A 22573-nucleotide genomic window follows, 5' to 3' on the forward strand; every position below is an offset into this window, starting at 1 on the left:
GCGTTCAGAAAGGAGGTGATTACAGGCCTTTCTTTCTTCATCGCCAGAGTATTTTAGAGAGATCAAGGTGAAACCTTGTGGTTCATATGATGTAGCAATAAAGGTTAAAAAGGGCCTTTCGTAACGACTCCAATTGACAAAGACATAATAAAAAGCCCGGGAGAAGAACCCGGACTCAAATCACTCGTATTAACAGCCAATCAAGCGGGAAATAACCATTCTTTGCACTTCGGAGGTTCCTTCCCCAATTTCAAGAAGTTTTGCGTCACGCATATAACGCTCCACCTCATACTCCTTCATGTAACCATAACCGCCGTGAATCTGGATGGCTTCATCGGCAATTTCCATTGCAACTTCGGATGCATACAATTTACACATGGACGCTTCCTTCGCAAACGGTCTGCCTTGGTCCTTCAGCCAAGCTGCTTTAAAAATCATATTCCTGGCCAACTCTATCTTCATTGCCATGTCGGCAAGTTTGAATTGAGTCACTTGGAATTGAGACAATGTTTTGCCAAATTGTTTCCTTTCTTTTGAATACTGAAGGGCTTTTTCAAAGGCAGCTTCAGCAATCCCAAGAGCCATTGCCCCGATGCCAATCCGCCCGCCGTCAAGTGTGGAAAGGAATTGCTTGAATCCTTCCCCTTTTTGCCCAAGAAGATTTTCTTCCGGTACCCTTACATTCTCCAGGACAAGTTCCGTTGTATTGGAAGCATTCAGGCCCATTTTTTCGTAGTTATCGACAACCGTGAACCCTTCGGCATCCGTCGGAACGATAATGGCACTGATTTCTTTGCTTCCATCCTCTCCTCTAGCCGTAATGGCTGTCAGGGCAAGATGTTTGGCATAGCTTGCGTTGGTAATGAAGCTTTTATTCCCATTGATTACATATTCAGTTCCCTCTTTGACAGCCGTTGTTTGAGTTCCGCCTGCATCAGACCCTGCGTTTGGTTCTGTAAGTCCGAATGCCCCGAAGGACTCTCCTGTACATATAGGTGTAAGGTACTTTTGTTTCTGCTCTTCCGTACCAAACATATTTATAGGAGCACCACCTAATGATATATGGGCAGAATAGGTGATTCCTGTGGATGCACAGGCTTTGCTCAATTCCTCTGTAACAATGGCAAAGCTTACGGTGTCACCGCCCGCCCCGCCGTACTCTTCAGGAAAAGGAAGACCCATCATCCCAAGGTCTGCTAACTTCTTAAATGCTTCCTTTGGGAATTCTTTCGTTCGGTCCCTTTCTAATGCTCCGGGAGCAACTTCCTCCCTGGCAAAGTCCCTGATTGTTTTTTGGATCATCTTTTGTTCTGAAGTCAAATCAAAATTCATATCCATCCCCCTTAATATGCGAAACATCTGTGCAGCTGACAGATTAAAGTGTTACGTACAATAACTACAAATTATAAAAATCTCTTTAGTTAAAACGTTTTGTACGCGCTTACACTTCCATTATAAAAGGAGTGCTGTAATTTTCTCAACTTTTAAAAACTTCCTAAAATTAAGAAATTATATTACTATAGAAACGATTAAAATAAAGCTGCCCAAAATACCAGCTAAGGTAAAATACCAATACTTAAAATAAATGCCTGTCAATATCCATGCAAAACAATTGAAAAATAGGACTGCGTATGTAATAAGTATATTTTTATTAAAGAAGACCCCCGTCAGATGAACAGAGTATATCAAGATGATCATAGCAGCCGTTATATAAATAACAGGCAAAAGCATCTCTTTTTTAGAATAATAAATTCCTGCAAAAAATAAAAAGACGACAAAACCCGTCAAAATCGCTGTTTGCAAAACGAATGACAATTCAGTAAAATAAATGACAAATAATGAAAACGGAATCAGTGTTATTACGAGGCCTGCCAAAATCCAGGCTGCCATAGAGGCAGTGGAGCCTTTTGTCCCTTTCATATCCGTATATTCCCCTTGATTATAAAGGGCCAGGAGATAGTCGCAATACTGCTCAGGAAGCATTTTGTTTCTTTTCCAGAACAGAATTTCATTAATGATTATGTTGGTTTTTTGATTTTTAGTATCCATAGTTCCACATCCTGTATTCTAATTTTCGCCGCAGATGCTTTAGAATCCTTTTTTATCAAGGCTTTTTTCTTAAATTGTTGCTATTTAATACAAATTTCAACTAACACGGGTAAGCAAGAAAAAATGGCCAATCTCCCTTGCTTAGAGAGAAACCTTCAGTATCCAGGCAGGAAAGCCCCGCATCCAGGTTTTTTCCCGAAAGCGAGAACTACCGAAAACAGCCTTTATTATGGGTAATAGTAATTAAGATCAAAGGGGATGCACTTTGTTCGCCCTGACAGGCAAAAAACCAGCCGGCGGGATGGTTGCTCTTTAACGTACTTGACAGATCAGCTTATGACCGAGGGCTGGGCACTGGAGCTGGATGCAGGAATTCAGCCTTTAAGAACCACTCCCCAAAGCTTTAAACGTTTTCTTAACAACAAAAAAATAGTTTACTCCCCCCGAAAGGGAAGTAAACTATCTGATGAACTATTCTATTCCAAGAAGTCTTTCAAGCGCTTGCTTCTGCTTGGGTGGCGAAGCTTTCTCAGTGCTTTCGCTTCAATCTGACGGATTCGCTCTCTTGTGACGCCGAAGACCTTTCCAACCTCTTCCAGGGTTCTCGTACGCCCGTCATCAAGGCCAAAACGCAGTCTCAACACATTCTCTTCTCTGTCCGTTAATGTATCGAGAACATCTTCAAGCTGTTCTTTAAGCAATTCGTATGCAGCATGTTCAGAAGGAGACTGGGCTTCTGCATCTTCAATGAAATCACCAAGATGTGAATCATCTTCTTCACCGATCGGTGTTTCAAGTGAAACAGGCTCCTGGGCAATCTTCAGGATTTCACGTACTTTTTCAGGTGTCAGGTCCATCTCTTCAGCTATTTCTTCAGGTGAAGGTTCACGCCCTAAATCTTGCAGAAGTTGACGCTGGACTCTAATCAGTTTATTGATTGTCTCAACCATATGGACCGGAATACGAATCGTTCTTGCCTGGTCAGCAATCGCACGGGTAATCGCTTGACGAATCCACCATGTCGCGTATGTGCTGAATTTGAAACCTTTACGGTAATCAAACTTTTCTACTGCTTTGATCAGACCCATATTACCTTCCTGGATTAAATCAAGGAACAGCATTCCGCGACCGACGTATCTCTTCGCAATACTTACGACAAGTCGAAGATTGGCTTCAGCAAGACGACGCTTTGCTTCTTCATCGCCATCTTCTATACGGTTAGCCAGAGAGATTTCTTCCTGTGCAGACAGCAGGTCGACTCTGCCGATTTCTTTCAAGTACATACGCACTGGGTCATTGATCTTAACACCTGGAGGCACGCTTAAATCATTAAGATCAAACTCTTCATCATCCGCTTTATTCAGCTGCTGGACATTCGGGTCGTCATCTTCCTCATTTTCATTGATGATTTCTACCCCTTGTTCACCAAGCTGTTCATAAAACTCATCCATCGTATCTGATTCTAATTCAAAATTCGCTAATTTTTCAGCGATATCTTCATACGTTAATACTCCTCGTTTTTTTCCGAGTTCCATTAACTGTTCTTTCACCTGGTCTACTGTAACTTCTGACTCTACCTCTTTGGAACGCGCTGACTTTTCAGCCATTTGTTCCCCTCCTTCCAACTTCCTTGCAATTGATTCCAATTTATAACGATTTTCTCAGCTGCACGATTTCCATAGCAATCAAGGCAGCTTTGTTATAATCTTTTTGTCTTTCCGCTTCTTTTTGGGCTAGTTGTTTTTCTTTTATTGTCAACATCTTTTGATGTTTTAACACCTGATTTACATAATCAATTAATTCCTGTTCACTGCACTCGTCCGAAATTGACATCATTCCAATTTCAGATACGACCCTCCTGAGCCTGCTGTCTGGAAGGAATTGAATAAATCCACTGGAATCTGCCTCATTTCCCTCTTCATAAAAGCCAAATAAATAGGTAATGATTGCTTGATGCTCGTCAAGGTTAAATGAGTTCCCATCCAGCAGATTCTGCACCTTAAAGCAGATTTCTGGATTCTTCATCATGTGGGCAATCAGTCTTCTTTCCGCTGTATGATACGCAGGGAACAGTTTAGTTTCAGCTTTAGGCTGTATCGGGGGCGAAAAATCGTTCTTCCTCTGCTCCCTCTTATTCGATTTCTTGTTGGCGAAATAAGTTTGTTTCTGCTGCTGTTGAATGGCCTGCAGCGATAATGAAAATTCATCTGCAATCTGGCGTAAATAGTAATCACGCTCGATATGATTTTGCAGCGCACTTACTTCTCTTAATACTTCTTCTATATACTGAAGCCTATCTCCTTCATCATTCAGATTTTTTCCCTGACGAAAATAAATAAGTTTGAATGCCATGAAGGTCAAGCTTGCCCCTATTACATCATTTTGAAATTTTTCAGCGTTATACTTTTTGATGTAGTCATCAGGATCCATCTTCTCAGGAATCATAGCCACCCTTATGTTGAACTGATCTTCACTGAGCATTTTGGCAGCACGGAAAGCTGCCTCAAGTCCGGCTTTATCACCGTCATAACATATAACAATTGAATCGGTTACCCTTTTAAGCATTTGCATATGTTTCGGGGTCAATGAGGTCCCCATCGAAGCAATCCCATTCTCAACCCCGGCCCTATCGGCAGATATCACGTCTGCAAAACCTTCAAACAGTATGGCCTGGCTTTTCCTTCTGATTACCGGCCGGGCATTATGAAAGTTATAAAGGACAGCGCTCTTATTGAAAATCTTAGTTTCCGGACTGTTCAGGTACTTAGGCTCTTCGCCGCCCATGGCCCTTCCGGAAAAAGCAATCGTTTTTCCGCGATGATCATGGATCGGAAACATAACCCTTCCCCGGAACCGGTCAAAGTAGTGGTCTTCATTTTCTTTTTTAACAAGAAGGCCCGCTTGTTCCATTAATGCCGGGGCAAAACCGCGTTTGGTTAAAAAGTTCACCGTGAATTCCCAGCTCGGGAGACTCCAGCCAATTTGGAATTTATCAATGCTTTCCCGGGTGAATCCTCTTTCAAGCAGATACTCCAGCGCATCCTGGCCTTCTTTTGTATTTACAAGCAAATGATGATAGAATTTACTTAACAGTTCATGAGCTTCTATCATCTTTTCTTCGTCTTTGCTGGCTGTATTCTCAACAGGATTCACATCGATTGAGAGCTCCTGTCCGGTTTTCCCGGCAAGCTTCACAACCGCTTCTTGAAATGAAATACCATCTATATCCATTAGAAAAGTATAGGCATTCCCGCCTGCTCCACAGCCAAAGCAGTGAAAGATTTGTTTATCAGGTGAAACAGAAAAAGATGGGGTGCTCTCTCCATGAAAAGGGCAGAGGCCAAAATAGTTCCTTCCCTGTTTCTTCAGTTGCACGTAATCACTTATGACATCCACTATATCAATGGACTGACGAATTTCGTTGACTTTTTCTTCAGGAATTCTCCCTGTCACCAATACATCACCTGATCATTTTTTATTCCTTAAATATTGCATTCGATAAATCCTATTGATCTCCTGCAAAATTCGACAATATTTTATTAAATACAGAGACGAAACGCTCTTTATCCTCAGATGTAAATGGCTTCGGCCCCTTTCCGTACTTGCCTTTCCGTCTTTCTTTGGCTGACAGGTACCGGAAATCCAAAGCCGTAGAGATGGTTTCTTCTCTAAACTCTTTTCCCCTCGGAGAAGTTGCATAAACGCCTTTCGGCAATACAACACTCGCAAGCCCAATGTCCTGGGTGACGAGTATATCCCCTTTTTTGGAATGGTTCATGATATAAAGATCTGCTGCCTCTTTGGATGAATCCACGTACACCCATTCGCCCGCCTCAGGATCATTCTTTCTGTGAGCGTTGGATGCAATGAAAATCACTTTCAAACCGAACACTTTTGAAATGCCTGTGATTTCCTCTTTCACAGGACACGCATCAGCATCCACAAAGATTACAGCTTCACCGTTTCTCCTATTACCTATTCTGCATCACCTCAAAATATCCTTCTTCTTATGACATCTTTCACATTGATCATGAGAAAGAAAGCATTTTGTCGATTTTTTTCTTCATCAGCGACTTGACATATCCCAATAATTAGTTTATTCGTTTACACATGAGTCTAAACCTATTTTGAATATATTTTTATCACAATTTTTTATTATAGTATATCTTCTTCTGTTTGACCACTAAAAACCCCGTTTACAATATATTTTTTCTCTGTTGTTCATATACCTGATTCATCTACTTTATTTTGGCGTATTTTTTACAAAGGCTCATTCCCTTAAACCTGGTGCTATTTCATACCCATTTCAAAAGAGCAGCTCTCCTTGTTGAGAGGTCCATTAACCAGGAAACATTCCGGATCTTGGGTTATTCCGAAAGCAATAACCTATATGAAAATAGTCATGAAAAAAATAGGATGACACCCAAAATGTCATCCTTAGTTTGATCTTTGAATTTTATTCATGATGATATTGGCTGTTTCTTCTACAGCTTTGTTAGATACATCAACCACTTCACAGCCGATCTTTTCTACGATTTTCTCGAAGTATTCAATCTCATGCTGTATTCTATCAAGATTAGCGTAGCTTGCTTGATCATTCAGTCCAAGTGACTTCAAACGTTCCCTCCGGATACTGTTCAGCTTTTCTGGTGCAGCCTTTAATCCAAAACATTTCGAAGGAGAGACTTTGAATAGTTCTTCCGGCGGATCGACTTCAGGTACCAATGGAACATTTGCCACCTTCAGTCTCTTAAGGGCCAGATATTGTGACAATGGAGTTTTCGAAGTCCTGGAAACACCAATTAATACGATGTCCGCTCGTAAGAGGCCGCGGGGATCTCTGCCATCATCATATTTCACTGCAAACTCGATGGCCTCCACCTTCTTGAAGTAATCTGCATCAAGCTTATGGACAACACCAGGTTCATTCAAAGGAACCTTTTCATATTTTTCCTGATAGATATCCATGATCGGTCCCATGATATCGAAAGCATATAATTGCTCTTTTTCGGCTTGTTCCTTAAGATATTTTCTCATTTCTGGTTTGACCAGTGTATAAACGATTAATCCATTATTCAACTTTGCCAATGAAAGAACTTCATCAAGATGAGAAAGTTCTTCTACGTATGGGAAGCGCTTGATTACTGTGTTCGATCCGTCAAATTGACTGATCGCTGCTTTTGTAACGAGTTCAGCGGTTTCCCCAACTGAATCGGAAACGACATAAATGTATGGTTCTTTCAAAATCCTCACCACCTGAGTCAAGTTTCTGCCTAAATATCTTCTGCTAACGCGACGAATGCTTTAGTAATGTTCGTCTTTGTAATCCTGCCGGTTACTTCAAGATCCCCGTTTTCCGTTACATTGACAACGGGCACAGCATCAATCTGTTTTTCAATCAGGCTTTTTGCTACGTCAATCAGCAAATCATCCTTTTCACATGTTGTGATGTTAGGCATCCTGGTCATAATGATATTCACCGGTATTGAATTCAGCTCCTGTTTGCCTATGCTGGCACGAAGCAGGTCTTTCCTGGAAAGCACACCCACCAAATGGGTATTCCCATCTATAACAAATAAGGTTCCTACATCTTCAAGAAACATTGTCACTATTGCATCATATACTGAAACATTCTCATTCACAACTACTGGAATGGATTGATAATTTCTCACCAATATTTTTTTAAGGTTTTCGGTCAAAAGCTGCGTTCCCGTTTTACCCGAATAAAAATATCCAACACGAGGACGTGCATCCAAATAGCCAGCCATCGTCAATATAGCTAAATCCGGACGGAGTGTCGCCCGGGTCAGGTTCAGCCTCTCGGCAATCTGCTCACCGGTTATAGGGCCGTTATCCTTTACAATTTGCAGAATATGCTCCTGCCGATTATTTAATTCCATCTTGCTCACCACCTAACGGACAATGTATAAAAATAAGTGTTATACTTTATACTAAATATTATATACTATTAAAAGAAAAAGAAAAGGAAGACTTTTCGCGAACAGCTCTTTTAGCCTAATTCATCCATCTTCATTCATTTAGGTTAGCTGTTTAACCAAAAGACTGCAATTATTTTGTTTGTTCTTCAATTGTTGTATATTTTAAAAGAAAGTGATAAAATTATCCCATCTTTCCAAGAGTACTTTCTGGGAATTCAACTGAATTATGACAAATGCGCTGACGGAAATATAAGTACTTGCACTAAAGCGATCCAGGGATGGTGAAAGCCTGGTATGCAAGGAAACGGCAATCCTGAGCATCTTTAACCGAAAGTGGATATACATCAGTATATCAACTAGGGTGGAACCGCGGGCAAAAGCTCGTCCCTAGGCCTCGAGCCTGGAGACGTGCTTTTTTTATTTCACTTTTTTAAAAACCAAAGGAGTTGCATACTATGTCAATGGAAGAAATCGTAAATTTAGCAAAGCACAGGGGATTTGTGTTTCCCGGTTCTGAAATATACGGAGGCCTTGCAAACACATGGGATTACGGTCCCCTTGGTGTTGAACTGAAAAATAACATCAAAAAAGCTTGGTGGAAAAAATTCATTCAGGAATCACCGTATAATGTCGGCCTGGATGCTTCCATCCTGATGAACCCGCAAACATGGGTTGCCTCAGGGCATGTCGGAAACTTCAATGACCCCATGATTGACTGTAAAAGCTGTAAAACACGCCACCGCGCGGACAAGATCATTGAAAATGCCCTTGAAGAAAAAGGCAAAGAAATGGTTGTTGACGGACTTCCATTTGAAAGAATGGCTGAAATCATTGATGAATATGACATTGCCTGCCCTGAGTGCGGAAGCCGGGATTTTACGGACATCCGACAATTCAACCTTATGTTCAAGACTCACCAGGGTGTAACAGAGTCTTCTACAAATGAAATCTTCCTCCGTCCGGAAACGGCACAGGGAATCTTCGTTAACTTTAAAAATGTCCAGCGGTCCATGCGCAAAAAGGTTCCATTCGGTATCGGACAAGTCGGAAAAAGCTTCCGTAATGAAATCACTCCTGGTAACTTCACTTTCCGGACCCGTGAATTTGAACAAATGGAACTTGAGTTCTTCTGCAAACCAGGTGAAGACCTTGAGTGGCACTCTTATTGGAGGGAATTCTGTAAGAACTGGCTGTTAAACTTGGGAATGAAGGAAGACAATATGAGACTTCGCGATCATGATGATGATGAATTATCTCATTACAGTAATGCGACAACGGATATTGAATATAAATTTCCATTTGGCTGGGGCGAGCTATGGGGTATTTCTGATCGTACTGACTTTGATCTTAAACGCCATATGGAACATTCAAATGAAGATTTCCATTACATGGATCCGCAAACCAATGAAAAATTTGTGCCTTACTGTATCGAACCGTCACTTGGTGCAGACCGGGTAACACTGGCTTATCTTTGTGATGCTTATGAGGAAGAGGAGCTTGAAAAGGAAACAAGAACGGTCCTTCGTTTCCATCCCGCTCTTGCTCCTTTCAAGGCAGCAGTACTGCCCCTTTCAAAGAAGCTTTCAGATGATGCCTTCAAGGTATATGAAGAGTTGTCCCAAGATCTGATGATAGATTTCGATGAGACAGCATCCATCGGCAAACGCTACAGACGACAAGACGAAATCGGCACACCATTCTGTATCACATTTGACTTTGATTCAGTTGAAGACGGACAGGTAACCGTTCGTGACCGTGACACAATGGAGCAGGTCCGCATGCCGATCAGCGAGGTAAAAGGATTCCTTCTGGAGAAAATCAACTTCTGATAGACCATCAATTTAAAGAGGCAAGGGATTATTTTGTCCCTGCCTCTTCCTTATTTGTATCTGAATGTATAGAAATTCTCCATTCACCAAGGCAGCATTTGTCTGAGTTGTCTTTCTCGGAAAGATTCCAGGGACCGGATGTTCTCCCTAAGTACGCTTTCTGATAAGGGAGAGCGGTCTTTTCTTTCATACCTGACAGAATATTTCGGTCATATACCGGTACAGTGCGAATAAGAAAACATAAAAAAGCTGACGTCCATTGCGTCAGCTTTAACTTTTTTTCACATCATATCTTTCATTCTGTCGATCTGATCCAAAAACTTTCTTGATTTAAGGTAAAGCCCGGAGTAGTCATCGTAATACGTCCTGATGATTTTCTTAATTTCTTCTTTTGTAGAATCTTTTACGGATATCTTCCCTAAACGATTCATATCAAAATGATAAAAAAGCCTTAGGAGTTTAATTGTTTGGGGCGATACCTTATAATGATGCGGATCATTCCCCAAACATCTGTGGCAGATGATTCCATTTTCCTTAAAGGAGAAGGAAAAATCCCCTTCTGTTTCACCACATACAGCGCACTTATCCAATGAAGGATGCAGGCCTAAAACAGGGAGCATTTTCATTTCAAAGATATTGGTGACGATATCCGGATCATATTCTTCATTGATGTAAGTCAGTGTCTGAAATAACATCTCAAAAAGAAATGGATTCGGCTTACGGTCTTCACTCCCTTTATCAATGAGTTCAACTACGTAAGTGGCATAAGCAGTCTTGAAAAGGTCTTCCCTGATATTTCTCATGGACTCAATTGTTTCAGCCTGCTGCAACGACCCCAGTCCGCTGCTCTTATGAAATAAAAAATATCCATATGTAAAAAGCTGAGAAACTGAGGACAATCGGCTGTTTGTTTTTTTTGCCCCTCTTGCCATTACCCCCAGTTTCCCATTTTCTCTTGAAAAGATGGTTACAATTTTATTCGATTCACCATAATTATTTGTCCTGATGACAATTCCTTCACATTTTTGCAGCATACAGCCACCTCCCGAGGGAATAGGTTAAATCGGGTGACAGCCCAGGTAATCAATCCTACATTTTTTTTAAATATACGCAAGCATTATTCAACACATCAGCTTGCACTTAAGAGATAGGATGGTCTAACTCTGCTAGTTCTTCATCATAATCCAGGATTCCATCGTCATCAGATGACTCAAGTTCTTTGAAAAGTAAATATGTGTCTATACTTCCGGTTTGCGAAAATACCTTCCAAGTAAAGTCCAACATAAAAACCCCGCCTTTCATGTTTTAAACTAGCTCTTTCCTTTGTGTTATTAGAGTGACCCGTTAAACCAAAAACATGAGACGTAAATATTGTAAAACTTACACAAAATAACAATCAATAATCATCATTGAAGCCAAAATCACGCAGGTTTGACAACTTATTGCGCCAATCCTTTTGAACTTTTACCCATAGTTCCAAATAGACTTTGGAACCAAGGAGATTTTCGATATCGACTCTTGCCCGCTTTCCAATTTCCTTGAGCATTCCGCCTTGCTTGCCGATAATGATTCCTTTTTGGGAGTCCCTTTCGACGACAATAGTCGCCATCACATCAATGACATTATTATTTCCTCTTGTTGAGATTTTTTCAATGACCACTGCAAGGGAATGAGGAATCTCCTCCCTCGTCAAATGCAAAGCTTTTTCACGAATGAGTTCTGAAACGATAAACCGTTCAGGGTGGTCTGTAATCTGGTCAGCAGGATAATATTGAGGGCCTTCCGGCAGTTCTTTCCTGATCACTGAAATCAGATTCTCAACATTATTTCCTTCAAGAGCAGATATAGGTACGACCTCTGCAAAATCATATAGAGCATTGTATTGTTTTATCATTGGCAGCACTTCATCCGGATGCAGCTGATCGATTTTGTTGAGAACCAGGAAAACAGGTGTTTTTACATCTTTGAGTTTCTCGATAATGAATTCATCGCCACGGCCGTATCCTTCCTCAACATTGATCATAAATAATATAATGTCTACTTCACGAAGAGTATTTTGGGCAATTTTCATCATGAAATCCCCAAGCTTATGCTTAGGCTTGTGGATCCCAGGCGTGTCAATGAAAATCATCTGCGAATCATTCGTGGTGTAAACCCCTTGTACCTTGTTTCGTGTCGTCTGAGGCTTATCACTCATGATGGCAATCTTTTGTCCAATGACGCGGTTCAAAAATGTAGACTTGCCTACATTAGGTCTTCCGATAATGGATATAAATCCTGACTTATATACTTGTTGGTCGCTATTACTCATTTAAATCCTCCGGTGAAAATGCTCCTGGCAAAATTTCTGCTACAGTTAACTCTTGTATATCCCCTTTTAGATTGCTCAAAACCACTTTCATATCAGGGGGGCATAGTTCTGAAATTACTTGCCTGCAGGCTCCGCAGGGAGGCACAGGGCGTTCAGTATCCGCTACCACTGCCAGCTTCTGATAATTTTTGTCACCTTCCGAGTAGGCTTTAAACAATGCTGTTCTTTCAGCACAGTTACACATGCTGTAAGCGGCATTTTCAATATTGCATCCATGATAAACTTTCCCTTCTTCTGTCAGCAGTGCCGCTCCGACACCAAATCTTGAATAAGGGACATAGGCTCTATCTCTTGCTATTTTAGCTTCTGCAATTAACTGTTCGTTGTTCATATAAGATCTCCTTTTAGTACCCACTTTCTATTTTACTACATCTTACGTAAAATAAAATGGGCTGTTACCATTTTGTTATGAAATAGTTAGATAATTCCCACAAATGGACAACCAATTCCATGTGTGTGAAACCATTTTATCCAATAATTTCTTAGAATTCAAATTCCCTCAAAAAAAGATTACAGAAGAAGGCCCTTCTGCAATCTTTCCAATAAGTATTTTCATGTGAAAATTGCCCACAATTCAGGCAGGAAGATAATCAAGCCGATGATGACCGCCCCTGCAGCATAGCATAATACCGCTCCAGCAGCTATGTCCTTCGCCTGTTCAGCCAAAGGATGATACTCCTTTGTAATCAGGTCCACTGTTCTTTCTATGGCCGTATTCAGCATCTCCAAGGCTAACATTCCCGAAATAAGAAGAATGACAATAAGCCATTCGATTCTCGAAATTGACAAAGTCAAACCGGCTGCCACGACCGCAACTGAGACGGCAATGTGCACCATAAAGTTCATTTCCTTTGCGGACACGAGCTTTATACCATTTAAGGCGAATTTAAAGGAACGAATAAACCTCTTCCTTTTTGTCGGATTATCTTTGTAATCCATATCCATCAAGAAGTTCCTTTTGTCTGTCGAACATCTGTTTTTCATCTTCTTCATTCATGTGATCATAACCGAGCAAGTGAAGGAATCCGTGTAAGGCAAGGAATCCAAGTTCACGGGAAAATGTATGGCCATACTCATCAGCCTGTTCTTTTGTTTTTTCTACAGAGATAATGATATCTCCCAAAATGCGCGGAATGCCATCGCCGACAATCCTCGTCTCATCTTCGCCTAATTCCTCCAGAGCAAAAGATATGACGTCTGTCGGCTGGTCTTTATCACGATATTCTTTATTTATCTCCTGAATACGATCATTCGTCACAATCGAGACAGTCAATTCGCTAGCCGGTTCAACATTCTCCTCCTCTGCTGCAAAATCCAGCAGACTCTGAACAAGTTCCCTGTCCGATTCAGTGAGCTGGTTGGTTTCATCCAGAAAATCAATCTCAAGATTCATGCGCTAACTCCTTTTCCTTCGCTTCCGGATATTCGATCCGGGAGTGAAATATTCCATTTAGTGTTTCACAAAACGTTTTTTTGACGGTATCCAGTTCCTTTAAAGTTATATCACATTCATTGAACTGGCCATCTTGAAGCCTGTCTTTGACGATATTATCCACAAGTTTTTTGATTTCATCAGTCGTCGGATTTTTCATAGACCTGACAGCTGCCTCCACGCTGTCAGCGATATTAATGACTGCAGCTTCCTTCGTCCTCGGTTTCGGACCGGGATATCTGTAGGACTCCTCATCAATCTCATCATTTTCTTTCAAAGCCTTATAATAAAAGAATTTCAATAGAGTAGTGCCATGATGCTGTTCAGCAATATCGATAAACTCCTTCGGCAGTTTGTACTTCCTCAACATGTCAGCACCATCTGTAGCATGGCTGATGATTATATCCCGGCTTCGTTCAGGAGACAGATGGTCATGCGGATTACCGGCGTTCATCTGATTTTCAATAAAGTAACGCGGGCGGACAGTCTTACCAACATCATGGTAGTAACAACCTACCCTTGCAAGCAAACCATTCGCTCCGATTGCTTCACAGGCTGTCTCAGCTAAATTGGCCACCATCACACTATGATGGTAGGTTCCTGGTGCCTCTGTAAGCAGTTTCTTCAAAAGAGGGTGATTTGGGTTGGATAGTTCAACAAGCTTCATTGCCGTCAAGATGCCAAACCCTGCTTCAAAAAATGGCAGGAATCCGATAGTCAGCACTGCAGACCCAATTCCGGACACAAAACCATAAACCACAAAATACGCATACTCCATATTTGAATAGCTTACCCCCCGCAGGAAAAGCAGAAACAGTATAATCAAAACATTTACCAGGGATACAAATAAACCTGCCTGCAAAATATTGGTGCGGTTCTTTCGGCTTGATAAAAACAAGACACCCGCAAGGCCGCTGAACATAATATAAATTGCCATCTCTATATCAATAGCACCGGTGATCTCATAATGAAATACAATGCTCCCGCAGGCTGCAAGGATCATGACCATCAGCATGGCAATTCGTTCATTAAGCATGATTCTTATCAGCATCCCTGCCATCGCTGCAGGAAATAGGAACCCTACCCTGTCGAGGTCCAGCTCCTTCATTAAAGCAATTATCTTCATCAGGATCAGGCTGATAACAAATATCAAGCTAAGCAGGATAAGGCGGTTTTGTTTTCGTTCTTCAGGAAGATCCCAGTTATTGAAATGATAATAAATCGCGCCGATTGCCAATACTACGAAAATCCCCAGTCCGACAAAGGGCTTAATCGGAGTTTCAGAAGAAAGCAATCCCAATAATTCCAGCTGTCTGTAATCATCGTGCGTAATCATTTGGCCTTGCTGGACAATGACCTCTCCCTCGATTATCTGCTCATCACTTACCTTCTCCATCGCTTCCTGTTTCTTTTCATCCGTCAATTCCTTATCAAAAATCTCTGTAGGCGTAATGGCCAGACGGCTTAAAGAAAGGGAAGCATCAATCATCGGTGCCGGAAGATTGAGGGCTCTTAGTCTTGTATCCAATTTTTCATAAACAGAATAAAGGTCTTCCTCATATATTTTACCGCTCATGGTGGATTCTATTTGAGAGATTACCACCGTATTGACCCGGTTCAACTCCTCATCACTCAAGTTAAGGAGAGTTTTGAAAACGTTGTCAGGAATGCTCTGGGTAATGCTGTCCCTGACATTGACATTTTTCGTAAGCTGGGTTTTCAAAGAGTCCAGCTTTTCTTCAATGGTGGGCTCTTTGACAGGATCATCCGCCTCTGAATCCCCCTGCTGATCTGCTGCTGGTTTTTTTACTTCTTTAGTGATTTCAAAAATAGAGTCGATGAGAGACACCCGATTTTCAACAACATCCGGCTGGCGTGTATATTGATTAGGCACTTCTTCTGCAGCCTCTTCCCGCTTCTTCTCTGTTAAAACTCCATCTGTAATCGTTTTAGGAGATCTGATGGTAACATCTGATGTTTCAAAAACATTTACGTCATAATTTTCGGGTCTGACGTTGCTATAAAGAACTCCGTAAAGCAATAAACCCAACAAAAAAAATATTAGCAGTGTAAACACTTTATAGCTCAATATTGAACGAACTTTATTGATATATGGCTGAAACTTCATCAGAATCCTCCCGGCTGGTTTGTCGAAATGTTTCGAGGGTGAAAATTCTATTAATTATGTAAAATGATAACAGTTTTTGCAGGGGATTGCACCCTCTATTTTCATCATTGTATGTTTTTTCCAGAAGCAGTCCGGATATGGCGCCAGGTCTCGGACAGGTCCACGAGTTCAGCAATCCACTCCCGAAAACCTGCACATAAAAAATGCCTGCAGATATTTCCACAGGCATTATTATTACATGGTATTTTTGTCATAAGCATTGATGATTTTCCCAACGAGGGGATGGCGCACTACATCGGTTTGTTCAAGATAGACAAAGGCTAGTCCATTGATTTCCCTTAGGATCTTTTCCGCTGTCACCAAACCTGACTGGGCCCCTTTAGGTAAGTCGACCTGAGATCTGTCACCATTGATGATCATCTGTGAATCAAACCCAAGTCTTGTCAGAAACATCTTCATTTGTGCCTGAGTTGTATTCTGCGCTTCATCCAGAATGACAAAGGCATCATCCAGCGTTCTTCCCCTCATATAGGCAAGGGGAGCAATTTCGATTGTTCCTCTTTCAATCAGTCTCTGGGTATGTTCTGCCCCCAACACATCATTCAGGGCATCATACAGCGGCCTCAGATAAGGATCGACCTTTTCTTTCAGGTCGCCAGGAAGAAATCCAAGGCTTTCTCCTGCTTCTACCGCAGGCCTTGTAAGAATGATTCGTTTGACCTTTCCGTTCTTTAGGGCATGAACCGCCATGACCACAGCCAGATACGTTTTACCTGTACCGGCAGGACCGATTCCAAAGACGAGGTCGTTGTTCCTGATGGCATGGATGTATTGCCGCTGTCCCAGAGTTTTAACACGTATTGGCTTGCCTTTAGCATTCTTCGTTATTTCCTCATTGTAAAGATCCTCAAAATATTCCAAGGTTCCCTGCTTGGCCATTTGCAGAGCGTACGTGACATCCCGCTGGCTTATATTGATTCCTTTCCGGATGACCAACAGAAGCCGGTTCAGGATATCCTGAGCCATTGTAACATCTGGGTCTGCACCAGAAATATAGACAGACTCCCCACGGGTAACAATTGAAATGGACAGTTCTTTCTCCAATGTTTCCAAATTTGAATCAGAAACACCGAATAGGGCTATGGCTTCGTTTGGATTTTCAAGTTGAATATTGGTAGTATTTAGTTCATCTGGCATTACTCAGTCTCCTTGAATGATTGGTTGTCCGACAGCTATGTCTTCTATTACCTTAAAGTGTACGTTTAACCTTACTTTACCATTTTGGATCTGTTCGTGTAAAATCTTTTCCCCAATAACCTTGGCATTTTCAGGAAGGCCGGCTTTCACATTATCCCTTGCCAGCTCCTTAGCTGTTGCAACTGCCTCTTTCTTTGAATATTTCCTTGTTACGTCTTCCTTTTCCTTTACTGTCTTTTCCACATATGTTATGGGGATTTCCCATTTAAGGAACTTGACTTTGTGTTCGCGGGTTTCTTGTACACTGTTTTTATATTCTATCTTTCCCCAACCCCAGATTGGTAATCTGAATTTGCCGAAGGAAATATAATGCTTAACTTTTTCTTCTCCACTAAAAACTTCAAAATCTGTTGACAATGGTAATTCCACATTGGTTATATACCACACTTCCCCACGTATTATACCCTTAGCAACAACTGCCTTCTTTTTTTCCTGGTCTTCCTTCCCAATCAGTCCTGAAACCAATAGCTGCCCCTTCTGTACGTGGTCATTCACTTCAACCTGCGGCATTCCTTCTTCCACAAATACTTCTTTAATAACCGCCTTTTTATTAGCAACAAGGTTCCTTGCTCCGATGTGCTCTTCTGCTTCCGGTTCATTCTTCTCCACAACTTGAAAGTGATAAGTTGTCCCTTTTAACTCGACACCAACCCACGTGATGTTATTCATTCTATTGCTGAGTTCGCGCTGGATACTCTCTACATTTGGTATTGAAAACTGGAACTTCCCTTTTTTGATGCCCATTTCTTTCAGCTGCTGTTCAATTTCATATTGTGTTTTGGGACTGGCACCTTTGATGCTGATCCCCCAGACCATATTGGAAAACAGCAGGATCAAAAAGAAAAATGAAATCGCCCCAATTAGAAATCCACTGTTCTTCAATGTCCTCTTCCAGAGGAAAGGGGAACCTTGTCCTCTCAAAAAAGTGACACGGCAGTCAAACCTCCTGACTGCACGCCTGAAATTATGTAAATCATTGAGGGATAAGTAAAAAGTATAAGTCTGTTCCCCTACTCTTTTCACTTGCCAGACAGCAATCTTAGATCTTGTCATTTCATTAATGAATCTCTCGATACCTTTTCCTTCCACTTTAACAAGCACTTTGCCTGTGAAAAACGTCATCCACTGGTTCTTCAAACCAAACCCTCCTGTTTCTTTACTGATCGAGATAAACGACTTCCACGATTTTTCCTTCCAGCAGAATTTCTTCTGGGAGAATCATCTTTATAACAAAAGACTGACCTTTTATGAGGAGCTGCCCTTGTTTAAGGAGCAGACGTACTTCATTATCAGTGAAGGTCAAAAGCCCTCTGTGATTTTCTATATAAATATGAATCTGTCCAATCATTGTGATGCGGGGAAGGTCCATCATGACATCTTCCGGAAGGTCCATTGTTTTGGTCATCCACTGGCGTGCTTTTTGAACCCAATTTTTTGCCATACAAAAAGAACCCCCTTTCATCTCATATTTATGAAATAAAAGGGGGTTTCATCACTGTTATTTTATTTTCAGCCTCGCCAGTTCCGTTTCTTGGCCCTTGGCGGCCCCAGCACTTCTGATAAAACGATCCCTTTGACAAGATCATCGCTTCCCAGGTTCCTGAGACTGACTGCGGCAGCCTTCTTTCTTACAGGAGACTGACGTGTTTTCGCACTAACACTTTCAGCACGCTGATTATAGACTTGTTCCTGAGACTTCAAATCTGCAATCCTTTGCCTTGCCTCTTTCTGTTTTTCAAGAAATTTGTTCTTTCCTTGCGTTTGAATCGTTTCTACTCCTTTGTCCAATGCAGCTTCGGTTTCCTTCGCAATTTCTTGCCAGACTGGACCTGAATCTGATTCAGGACGCTGTGGACGGGGAGATTGCGGTCCCTGTTCGGAAGGATCCCGCTTCATCTTGTTGAAAAGCATACTCACCAGTCCTGCGATGATAAAAAATATTATACTTTCCATAAAAAGATCCCCTTTCTCAGAAGAGAAGATCTATTCATCTTGGCCCTCTTCATTCTTATCTCCAGTCAATTTGCCGATGGAGCCTCTCATTTCGGTATCTGCATCGATATTTTTATAATTCATATAATCCATGACACCAATATTTCCAGATCTCAGGGCTTCTGCCATGGCAAGAGGTACTTCGGCCTCGGCTTCCACAACCTTCGCTCTCATTTCCTGGACTTTTGCAAGCATTTCCTGCTCATTCGCTACCGCCATGGCTCTGCGTTCTTCCGCTTTAGCCTGGGCGATGTTCTTATCAGCTTCCGCCTGCTCAGTTTGCAGTTCTGCACCGATATTCTTCCCGATATCAACATCCGCGATATCAATCGAGAGGATTTCAAACGCGGTTCCGGCATCCAGCCCCTTAGTAAGAACCGTTTGGGAAATCATATCCGGATTCTCCAGTACTTTCTTATGGTTGCTGGAAGAACCGATTGTCGAGACAATCCCTTCCCCTACACGTGCTACAATTGTATCTTCACCAGCACCACCGACTAGGCGGTCGATATTCGCTCTTACCGTAATACGTGCTTTGGCTTTCACTTCAATTCCATCCATCGCCACACCGGCAATGAACGGGGTTTCAATCACTTTAGGATTAACACTCATTTGAACCGCTTCAAGCACATCACGGCCTGCAAGGTCGATCGCAGCGGCTCTTTCAAACGTTAACTCGATATTCGCCCTGTGCGCAGCAATCAAAGCATTTACCACACGGTCGACATTACCGCCTGCAAGATAATGACTCTCCAGCTGATTGATGGTGACAGTCAGACCTGCTTTGTGGGCTTTGATCAACGGGTTGATGATACGGCTTGGAATAACCCTTCTTAATCTCATCCCTACCAACGTGAAGATACTTATCCTGACTCCGGCAGCTATAGCTGAAATCCACAGCATCACCGGCACAAAAGTAAATAGCACTCCCAAAAATATGAGTCCGGCTACGACCGCAACTAAAACTAATATGGTACTTGCATCTAGAACCATTCCATTTCCTCCTTCAAATTAAACTTTCTCTGATTCAATTTCTCTTACTATCGTTCTTGAACCTTCTACCTTAACGACTTTGACAGGTCTGTTTGGAGCAATGAAACCGCCTTCGGTGACCGCATCAATTCTTTCATCGTCGATAATGACCGTTCCTGATGGACGCAGAGGCGTTTTCGTAACACCGGTAGCTCCTATTAATTCCAGGCGGTTAACATTTGAGACATATCCACTTTCCGTATTCGTAGAATCTTTTAAAATAATTTTATTAAAGAAATTCATCCTTTTACCAAACACTTTCACAAACACCACCATTGCAATGATTGCGACTGTCAGCGCGATCAATAATGAAATTCCCATTGTAACAACATTGCCTCCTGCCATCAGAATGCTTCCAATGACAGCTCCTAACCCTAATATCCCGGCAATGCCTCCAGGAAGGAAGAATTCGGCAACGATTAAGCCAATTCCGATAATAAACAAAATCAATGTTTCATAACCTGCAAGCCCGGCTACCAAGTGACCGTAGAAAAACAGCAGCAGAGATGCCAGCCCGATTGATCCGGCAACACCGAAACCTGGAGAATACAGCTCAACGACCAACCCTAAGCTTGCAAGAGAAAGAAGGATTGGTACAACGACCGGATTGGTTATGAATCTAGCAAGGGTTTCTGCAAAACTTTCCTCAACATTAACCACTTCAGCATTTTCCAGGCCAATCCTCTGTAAAAGATCCTCCATGCTGCTAACAGTGCCCTCTGAATAGTTTACTGACTCTGCGGTTTTTGCATCCAGCGTCAAAAGTTCACCATCAGCCGCTCCCACTTCTGGCAGATCAACCGTTTTATCAGCCATTGCCAGTGCATACTTTGGATCTCTGTGACTGGTTTCAGCCGCACTTTTCATTGCTGCCAGCCAGTAGCTTTGTGCTTTTTCATCAGCCGAATTCCCTGCTTGATCAATGATGGCAGCAGCTCCCATTGTTCCGTTCGGCACCATGTAGATTTCATCTGCATGAAGAGAAATGAATGCACCTGCAGAAAGGGCACGATTATCCACAAAGGCAACGGTTTTAATCTCTGTATTATCCAGGAGTTTTCCTATGTTTCCAGCAGCATCCACCAATCCGCCTGGGGTATCAATATGGAATATGATTGCATCTGCACCTGCCTCGCGCGCATCCTCAATCCCCCTGCTTAAAAAAGCATAAAGACCTTTTTCAACTTCTTTTTCTATCGGTATGACGTAAACCGTTTCGTTTTGAGCTTTGGTGTTGAATGGAAAGGACCCAACCAGTGAAACTGCAAGAAGAAGCAGCAAACCACTTACATAGATTTTCCTTAATAATATCAAAATCTCACCCCTTCCGGTATATCAAGAAAATATGACAAGTTGCTTATATTATGTACGAATGCGAAGGAAAAAGGTTTCATTTTAATATAAATTTTTCTTTTTTATTGCCTTTTCGTAAACCTTTGCTGCTATTTTATATGAATGGCGGAATATATCACCCTACTTCAACAGAAAGATCTCAAAAAATAAGAAAGAAAAGCTCTTTCATTCAAATATGGAAGCCCCACTATCCAAGGGAAAAATCGTGCCCTTGGGATTTCTCCAAAAGTGGACAATCAATACCAAGACAGCCTTTTGATTTCCATTCCCTGCTTGGACTTACGCACAAAAGAGGAAGCGCCTAATTCAGTCCCGACAGGCATAGGATAATGCGGCGATTAATCTACTTGACGCCCGCTTTAAGACACGAGGGGGTGGGTGATGGAGCTGGATGCAAAAATCAATCGCATTTGAATTTCAAAAGAATATAAAAAATGAGAAGCGGAATTCCGCTTCTCATTTTTCAGTGTTACGATAAATGATGTTGAACAAGTTTATTGACGAGAGCTCCATCAGCTTTCCCTTTAACTTTAGGCATGATAGCCCCCATCACCTTACCCATATCCGCCTTTGAAGATGAACCTGTTTCCTCAATTGCTTGCTTGACGATTTCAGTTACTTCTTCTTCAGACATCTGTTCAGGCATATATATTTCGACGTAAGTCAGTTCCGTTTGGATTTTCTCTACGAGATCTTCACGGCCTGCGTTTTGAAATTCCTGGAGGGAGTCTTTGCGTTGCTTCACTTCTCGAGAAAGGACAGTCAACTCTTCATCATGAGAAAGCTCCTGTTTTCCATGCTTAATCGCTTCATTTTGCAATGCAGCTTTCAGCATGCGGATAACAGACAGTTTTTCTTTCTCTTTGTTCCTCATAGCTTGTTTCATATCATTATTTAAACGATCGAGAAGACTCATATCTACACCCTCTCTTAGAACTTACGTTTTCTGGCTGCTTCAGACTTCTTCTTACGCTTCACGCTTGGCTTTTCATAGAATTCGCGCTTTCTGTACTCTTGCAAAGTTCCTGTTTTAGAAACTGAACGTTTGAAGCGACGAAGAGCATCTTCAAGCGATTCGTTTTTACGAACAACTGTTTTTGACATCTCTCTTTCCCTCCCTCCGAAACACTGCACTTACATGTTCAAGTAAAGACCTTGGCAATTTGCCATCCACTAAGGGCATCTGACAAT

The 22573-nt window shown here is 41.8% G+C and carries 23 protein-coding genes; 1 reads left to right on the plus strand and 22 read right to left on the minus strand.

Annotated elements, in window-relative coordinates; translation table 11 throughout:
* Positions 1–189: 189 nt before the first annotated feature.
* The 7 genes from AC4E8A_RS16600 to ccpN form a co-directional block, all read right to left on the minus strand.
* Positions 190–1332, minus strand: a complete 1143-nt coding sequence (locus AC4E8A_RS16600) for an acyl-CoA dehydrogenase family protein (protein WP_490194532.1) — start codon at positions 1330–1332, stop codon at positions 190–192.
* Between the two features lie 177 nt (positions 1333–1509).
* Positions 1510–2049 carry a hypothetical protein gene (locus tag AC4E8A_RS16605; RefSeq protein WP_490194534.1) on the minus strand — a complete coding sequence of 180 codons (540 nt, stop codon included), beginning with the start codon at positions 2047–2049 and terminating at the stop codon, positions 1510–1512.
* 476 nt (positions 2050–2525) lie between these two features.
* Positions 2526–3656, minus strand: coding sequence for an RNA polymerase sigma factor RpoD (gene rpoD / locus AC4E8A_RS16610; protein ID WP_490194535.1), 1131 nt, complete (start codon positions 3654–3656; stop codon positions 2526–2528).
* A 40-nt stretch (positions 3657–3696) separates the two neighbouring features.
* Entirely contained in the window at positions 3697–5502 is a 1806-nt protein-coding gene (dnaG, locus tag AC4E8A_RS16615; RefSeq protein ID WP_490194536.1) for a DNA primase, read from the minus strand.
* Between the two features lie 52 nt (positions 5503–5554).
* Entirely contained in the window at positions 5555–5992 is a 438-nt protein-coding gene (locus AC4E8A_RS16620) for a YaiI/YqxD family protein (protein ID WP_490194538.1), read from the minus strand.
* A 494-nt stretch (positions 5993–6486) separates the two neighbouring features.
* Positions 6487–7296 (minus strand): pyruvate, water dikinase regulatory protein, encoded by an 810-nt coding sequence (locus AC4E8A_RS16625; protein WP_490198911.1) that lies wholly within the window; start codon positions 7294–7296, stop codon positions 6487–6489.
* 26 nt (positions 7297–7322) lie between these two features.
* Positions 7323–7949, minus strand: a complete 627-nt coding sequence (ccpN, locus tag AC4E8A_RS16630; RefSeq protein ID WP_490194540.1) for a transcriptional regulator CcpN — start codon at positions 7947–7949, stop codon at positions 7323–7325.
* Positions 7950–8443: 494 nt separating this feature from the next.
* On the opposite strand from ccpN, the gene AC4E8A_RS16635 reads away from it, so the two are divergent.
* Positions 8444–9817 carry a glycine--tRNA ligase gene (locus AC4E8A_RS16635; RefSeq protein ID WP_490194542.1) on the plus strand — a complete coding sequence of 458 codons (1374 nt, stop codon included), beginning with the start codon at positions 8444–8446 and terminating at the stop codon, positions 9815–9817.
* Between the two features lie 281 nt (positions 9818–10098).
* On the opposite strand, the gene recO is transcribed toward AC4E8A_RS16635, so the two are convergent.
* The 15 genes from recO to rpsU form a co-directional block, all read right to left on the minus strand.
* Positions 10099–10851, minus strand: a complete 753-nt coding sequence (recO, locus tag AC4E8A_RS16640; protein ID WP_490194544.1) for a DNA repair protein RecO — start codon at positions 10849–10851, stop codon at positions 10099–10101.
* A gap of 106 nt (positions 10852–10957) precedes the next feature.
* Positions 10958–11101, minus strand: a complete 144-nt coding sequence (locus tag AC4E8A_RS16645) for a YqzL family protein (protein WP_006838301.1) — start codon at positions 11099–11101, stop codon at positions 10958–10960.
* 112 nt (positions 11102–11213) lie between these two features.
* Positions 11214–12128 (minus strand): GTPase Era, encoded by a 915-nt coding sequence (era, locus tag AC4E8A_RS16650; RefSeq protein ID WP_490194546.1) that lies wholly within the window; start codon positions 12126–12128, stop codon positions 11214–11216.
* Positions 12121–12519, minus strand: coding sequence for a cytidine deaminase (locus AC4E8A_RS16655; protein ID WP_490194548.1), 399 nt, complete (start codon positions 12517–12519; stop codon positions 12121–12123). The genes era and AC4E8A_RS16655 overlap by 8 nt, the downstream gene beginning before the upstream one ends.
* 221 nt (positions 12520–12740) lie before the next feature.
* Positions 12741–13133, minus strand: a complete 393-nt coding sequence (locus tag AC4E8A_RS16660; RefSeq protein WP_490194550.1) for a diacylglycerol kinase family protein — start codon at positions 13131–13133, stop codon at positions 12741–12743.
* Positions 13111–13581, minus strand: a complete 471-nt coding sequence (gene ybeY / locus AC4E8A_RS16665; protein ID WP_490194552.1) for an rRNA maturation RNase YbeY — start codon at positions 13579–13581, stop codon at positions 13111–13113. The genes AC4E8A_RS16660 and ybeY overlap by 23 nt, the downstream gene beginning before the upstream one ends.
* Positions 13571–15748: an HD family phosphohydrolase gene (locus tag AC4E8A_RS16670; protein WP_490194554.1), complete on the minus strand. Its 2178-nt coding sequence runs from the start codon at positions 15746–15748 to the stop codon at positions 13571–13573. The genes ybeY and AC4E8A_RS16670 overlap by 11 nt, the downstream gene beginning before the upstream one ends.
* 234 nt (positions 15749–15982) lie before the next feature.
* The gene (locus AC4E8A_RS16675; RefSeq protein ID WP_490194556.1) at positions 15983–16945 is read right to left on the minus strand and encodes a PhoH family protein; all 963 of its coding nucleotides are present in this window, start codon (positions 16943–16945) and stop codon (positions 15983–15985) included.
* Positions 16946–16948: 3 nt separating this feature from the next.
* Positions 16949–18142: a sporulation protein YqfD gene (yqfD, locus tag AC4E8A_RS16680; RefSeq protein WP_490194558.1), complete on the minus strand. Its 1194-nt coding sequence runs from the start codon at positions 18140–18142 to the stop codon at positions 16949–16951.
* Positions 18143–18161: 19 nt separating this feature from the next.
* Positions 18162–18446 (minus strand): sporulation protein YqfC, encoded by a 285-nt coding sequence (gene yqfC / locus AC4E8A_RS16685; protein ID WP_490194560.1) that lies wholly within the window; start codon positions 18444–18446, stop codon positions 18162–18164.
* A gap of 68 nt (positions 18447–18514) precedes the next feature.
* Positions 18515–18958, minus strand: a complete 444-nt coding sequence (locus AC4E8A_RS16690) for a YqfB family membrane protein (protein ID WP_490194562.1) — start codon at positions 18956–18958, stop codon at positions 18515–18517.
* Between the two features lie 30 nt (positions 18959–18988).
* The gene (floA, locus tag AC4E8A_RS16695; protein WP_490194564.1) at positions 18989–19990 is read right to left on the minus strand and encodes a flotillin-like protein FloA; all 1002 of its coding nucleotides are present in this window, start codon (positions 19988–19990) and stop codon (positions 18989–18991) included.
* An 18-nt stretch (positions 19991–20008) separates the two neighbouring features.
* Complete coding sequence (locus AC4E8A_RS16700) at positions 20009–21340, minus strand: NfeD family protein (RefSeq protein WP_490198913.1); 1332 nt, start codon at positions 21338–21340, stop codon at positions 20009–20011.
* A 511-nt stretch (positions 21341–21851) separates the two neighbouring features.
* Positions 21852–22298 carry a GatB/YqeY domain-containing protein gene (locus tag AC4E8A_RS16705; protein WP_490194566.1) on the minus strand — a complete coding sequence of 149 codons (447 nt, stop codon included), beginning with the start codon at positions 22296–22298 and terminating at the stop codon, positions 21852–21854.
* Positions 22299–22312: 14 nt separating this feature from the next.
* Positions 22313–22486 carry a 30S ribosomal protein S21 gene (rpsU, locus tag AC4E8A_RS16710; protein WP_006838418.1) on the minus strand — a complete coding sequence of 58 codons (174 nt, stop codon included), beginning with the start codon at positions 22484–22486 and terminating at the stop codon, positions 22313–22315.
* Between the last annotated feature and the right edge of the window lie 87 nt (positions 22487–22573).

It is taken from the genome of Bacillus sp. SRL337, assembly GCF_984799155.1.

Coding starts and splice junctions, on each gene's coding strand:
- AC4E8A_RS16690 (WP_490194562.1), bottom strand. CDS start 18,958: ATGGAAAGTATAATATTTTTTATCATCGCAGGACTGGTGAGTATGCTT.
- rpsU (WP_006838418.1), bottom strand. CDS start 22,486: ATGTCAAAAACAGTTGTTCGTAAAAACGAATCGCTTGAAGATGCTCTT.
- ybeY (WP_490194552.1), bottom strand. CDS start 13,581: ATGAATCTTGAGATTGATTTTCTGGATGAAACCAACCAGCTCACTGAA.
- AC4E8A_RS16660 (WP_490194550.1), bottom strand. CDS start 13,133: ATGGATATGGATTACAAAGATAATCCGACAAAAAGGAAGAGGTTTATT.
- AC4E8A_RS16675 (WP_490194556.1), bottom strand. CDS start 16,945: ATGCCAGATGAACTAAATACTACCAATATTCAACTTGAAAATCCAAAC.
- floA (WP_490194564.1), bottom strand. CDS start 19,990: ATGGTTCTAGATGCAAGTACCATATTAGTTTTAGTTGCGGTCGTAGCC.
- AC4E8A_RS16645 (WP_006838301.1), bottom strand. CDS start 11,101: ATGTTGGACTTTACTTGGAAGGTATTTTCGCAAACCGGAAGTATAGAC.
- AC4E8A_RS16705 (WP_490194566.1), bottom strand. CDS start 22,298: ATGAGTCTTCTCGATCGTTTAAATAATGATATGAAACAAGCTATGAGG.
- AC4E8A_RS16605 (WP_490194534.1), bottom strand. CDS start 2,049: ATGGATACTAAAAATCAAAAAACCAACATAATCATTAATGAAATTCTG.
- era (WP_490194546.1), bottom strand. CDS start 12,128: ATGAGTAATAGCGACCAACAAGTATATAAGTCAGGATTTATATCCATT.
- rpoD (WP_490194535.1), bottom strand. CDS start 3,656: ATGGCTGAAAAGTCAGCGCGTTCCAAAGAGGTAGAGTCAGAAGTTACA.
- AC4E8A_RS16670 (WP_490194554.1), bottom strand. CDS start 15,748: ATGAAGTTTCAGCCATATATCAATAAAGTTCGTTCAATATTGAGCTAT.
- AC4E8A_RS16600 (WP_490194532.1), bottom strand. CDS start 1,332: ATGAATTTTGATTTGACTTCAGAACAAAAGATGATCCAAAAAACAATC.
- AC4E8A_RS16635 (WP_490194542.1), top strand. CDS start 8,444: ATGTCAATGGAAGAAATCGTAAATTTAGCAAAGCACAGGGGATTTGTG.
- recO (WP_490194544.1), bottom strand. CDS start 10,851: ATGCTGCAAAAATGTGAAGGAATTGTCATCAGGACAAATAATTATGGT.
- yqfC (WP_490194560.1), bottom strand. CDS start 18,446: ATGGCAAAAAATTGGGTTCAAAAAGCACGCCAGTGGATGACCAAAACA.
- AC4E8A_RS16655 (WP_490194548.1), bottom strand. CDS start 12,519: ATGAACAACGAACAGTTAATTGCAGAAGCTAAAATAGCAAGAGATAGA.
- ccpN (WP_490194540.1), bottom strand. CDS start 7,949: ATGGAATTAAATAATCGGCAGGAGCATATTCTGCAAATTGTAAAGGAT.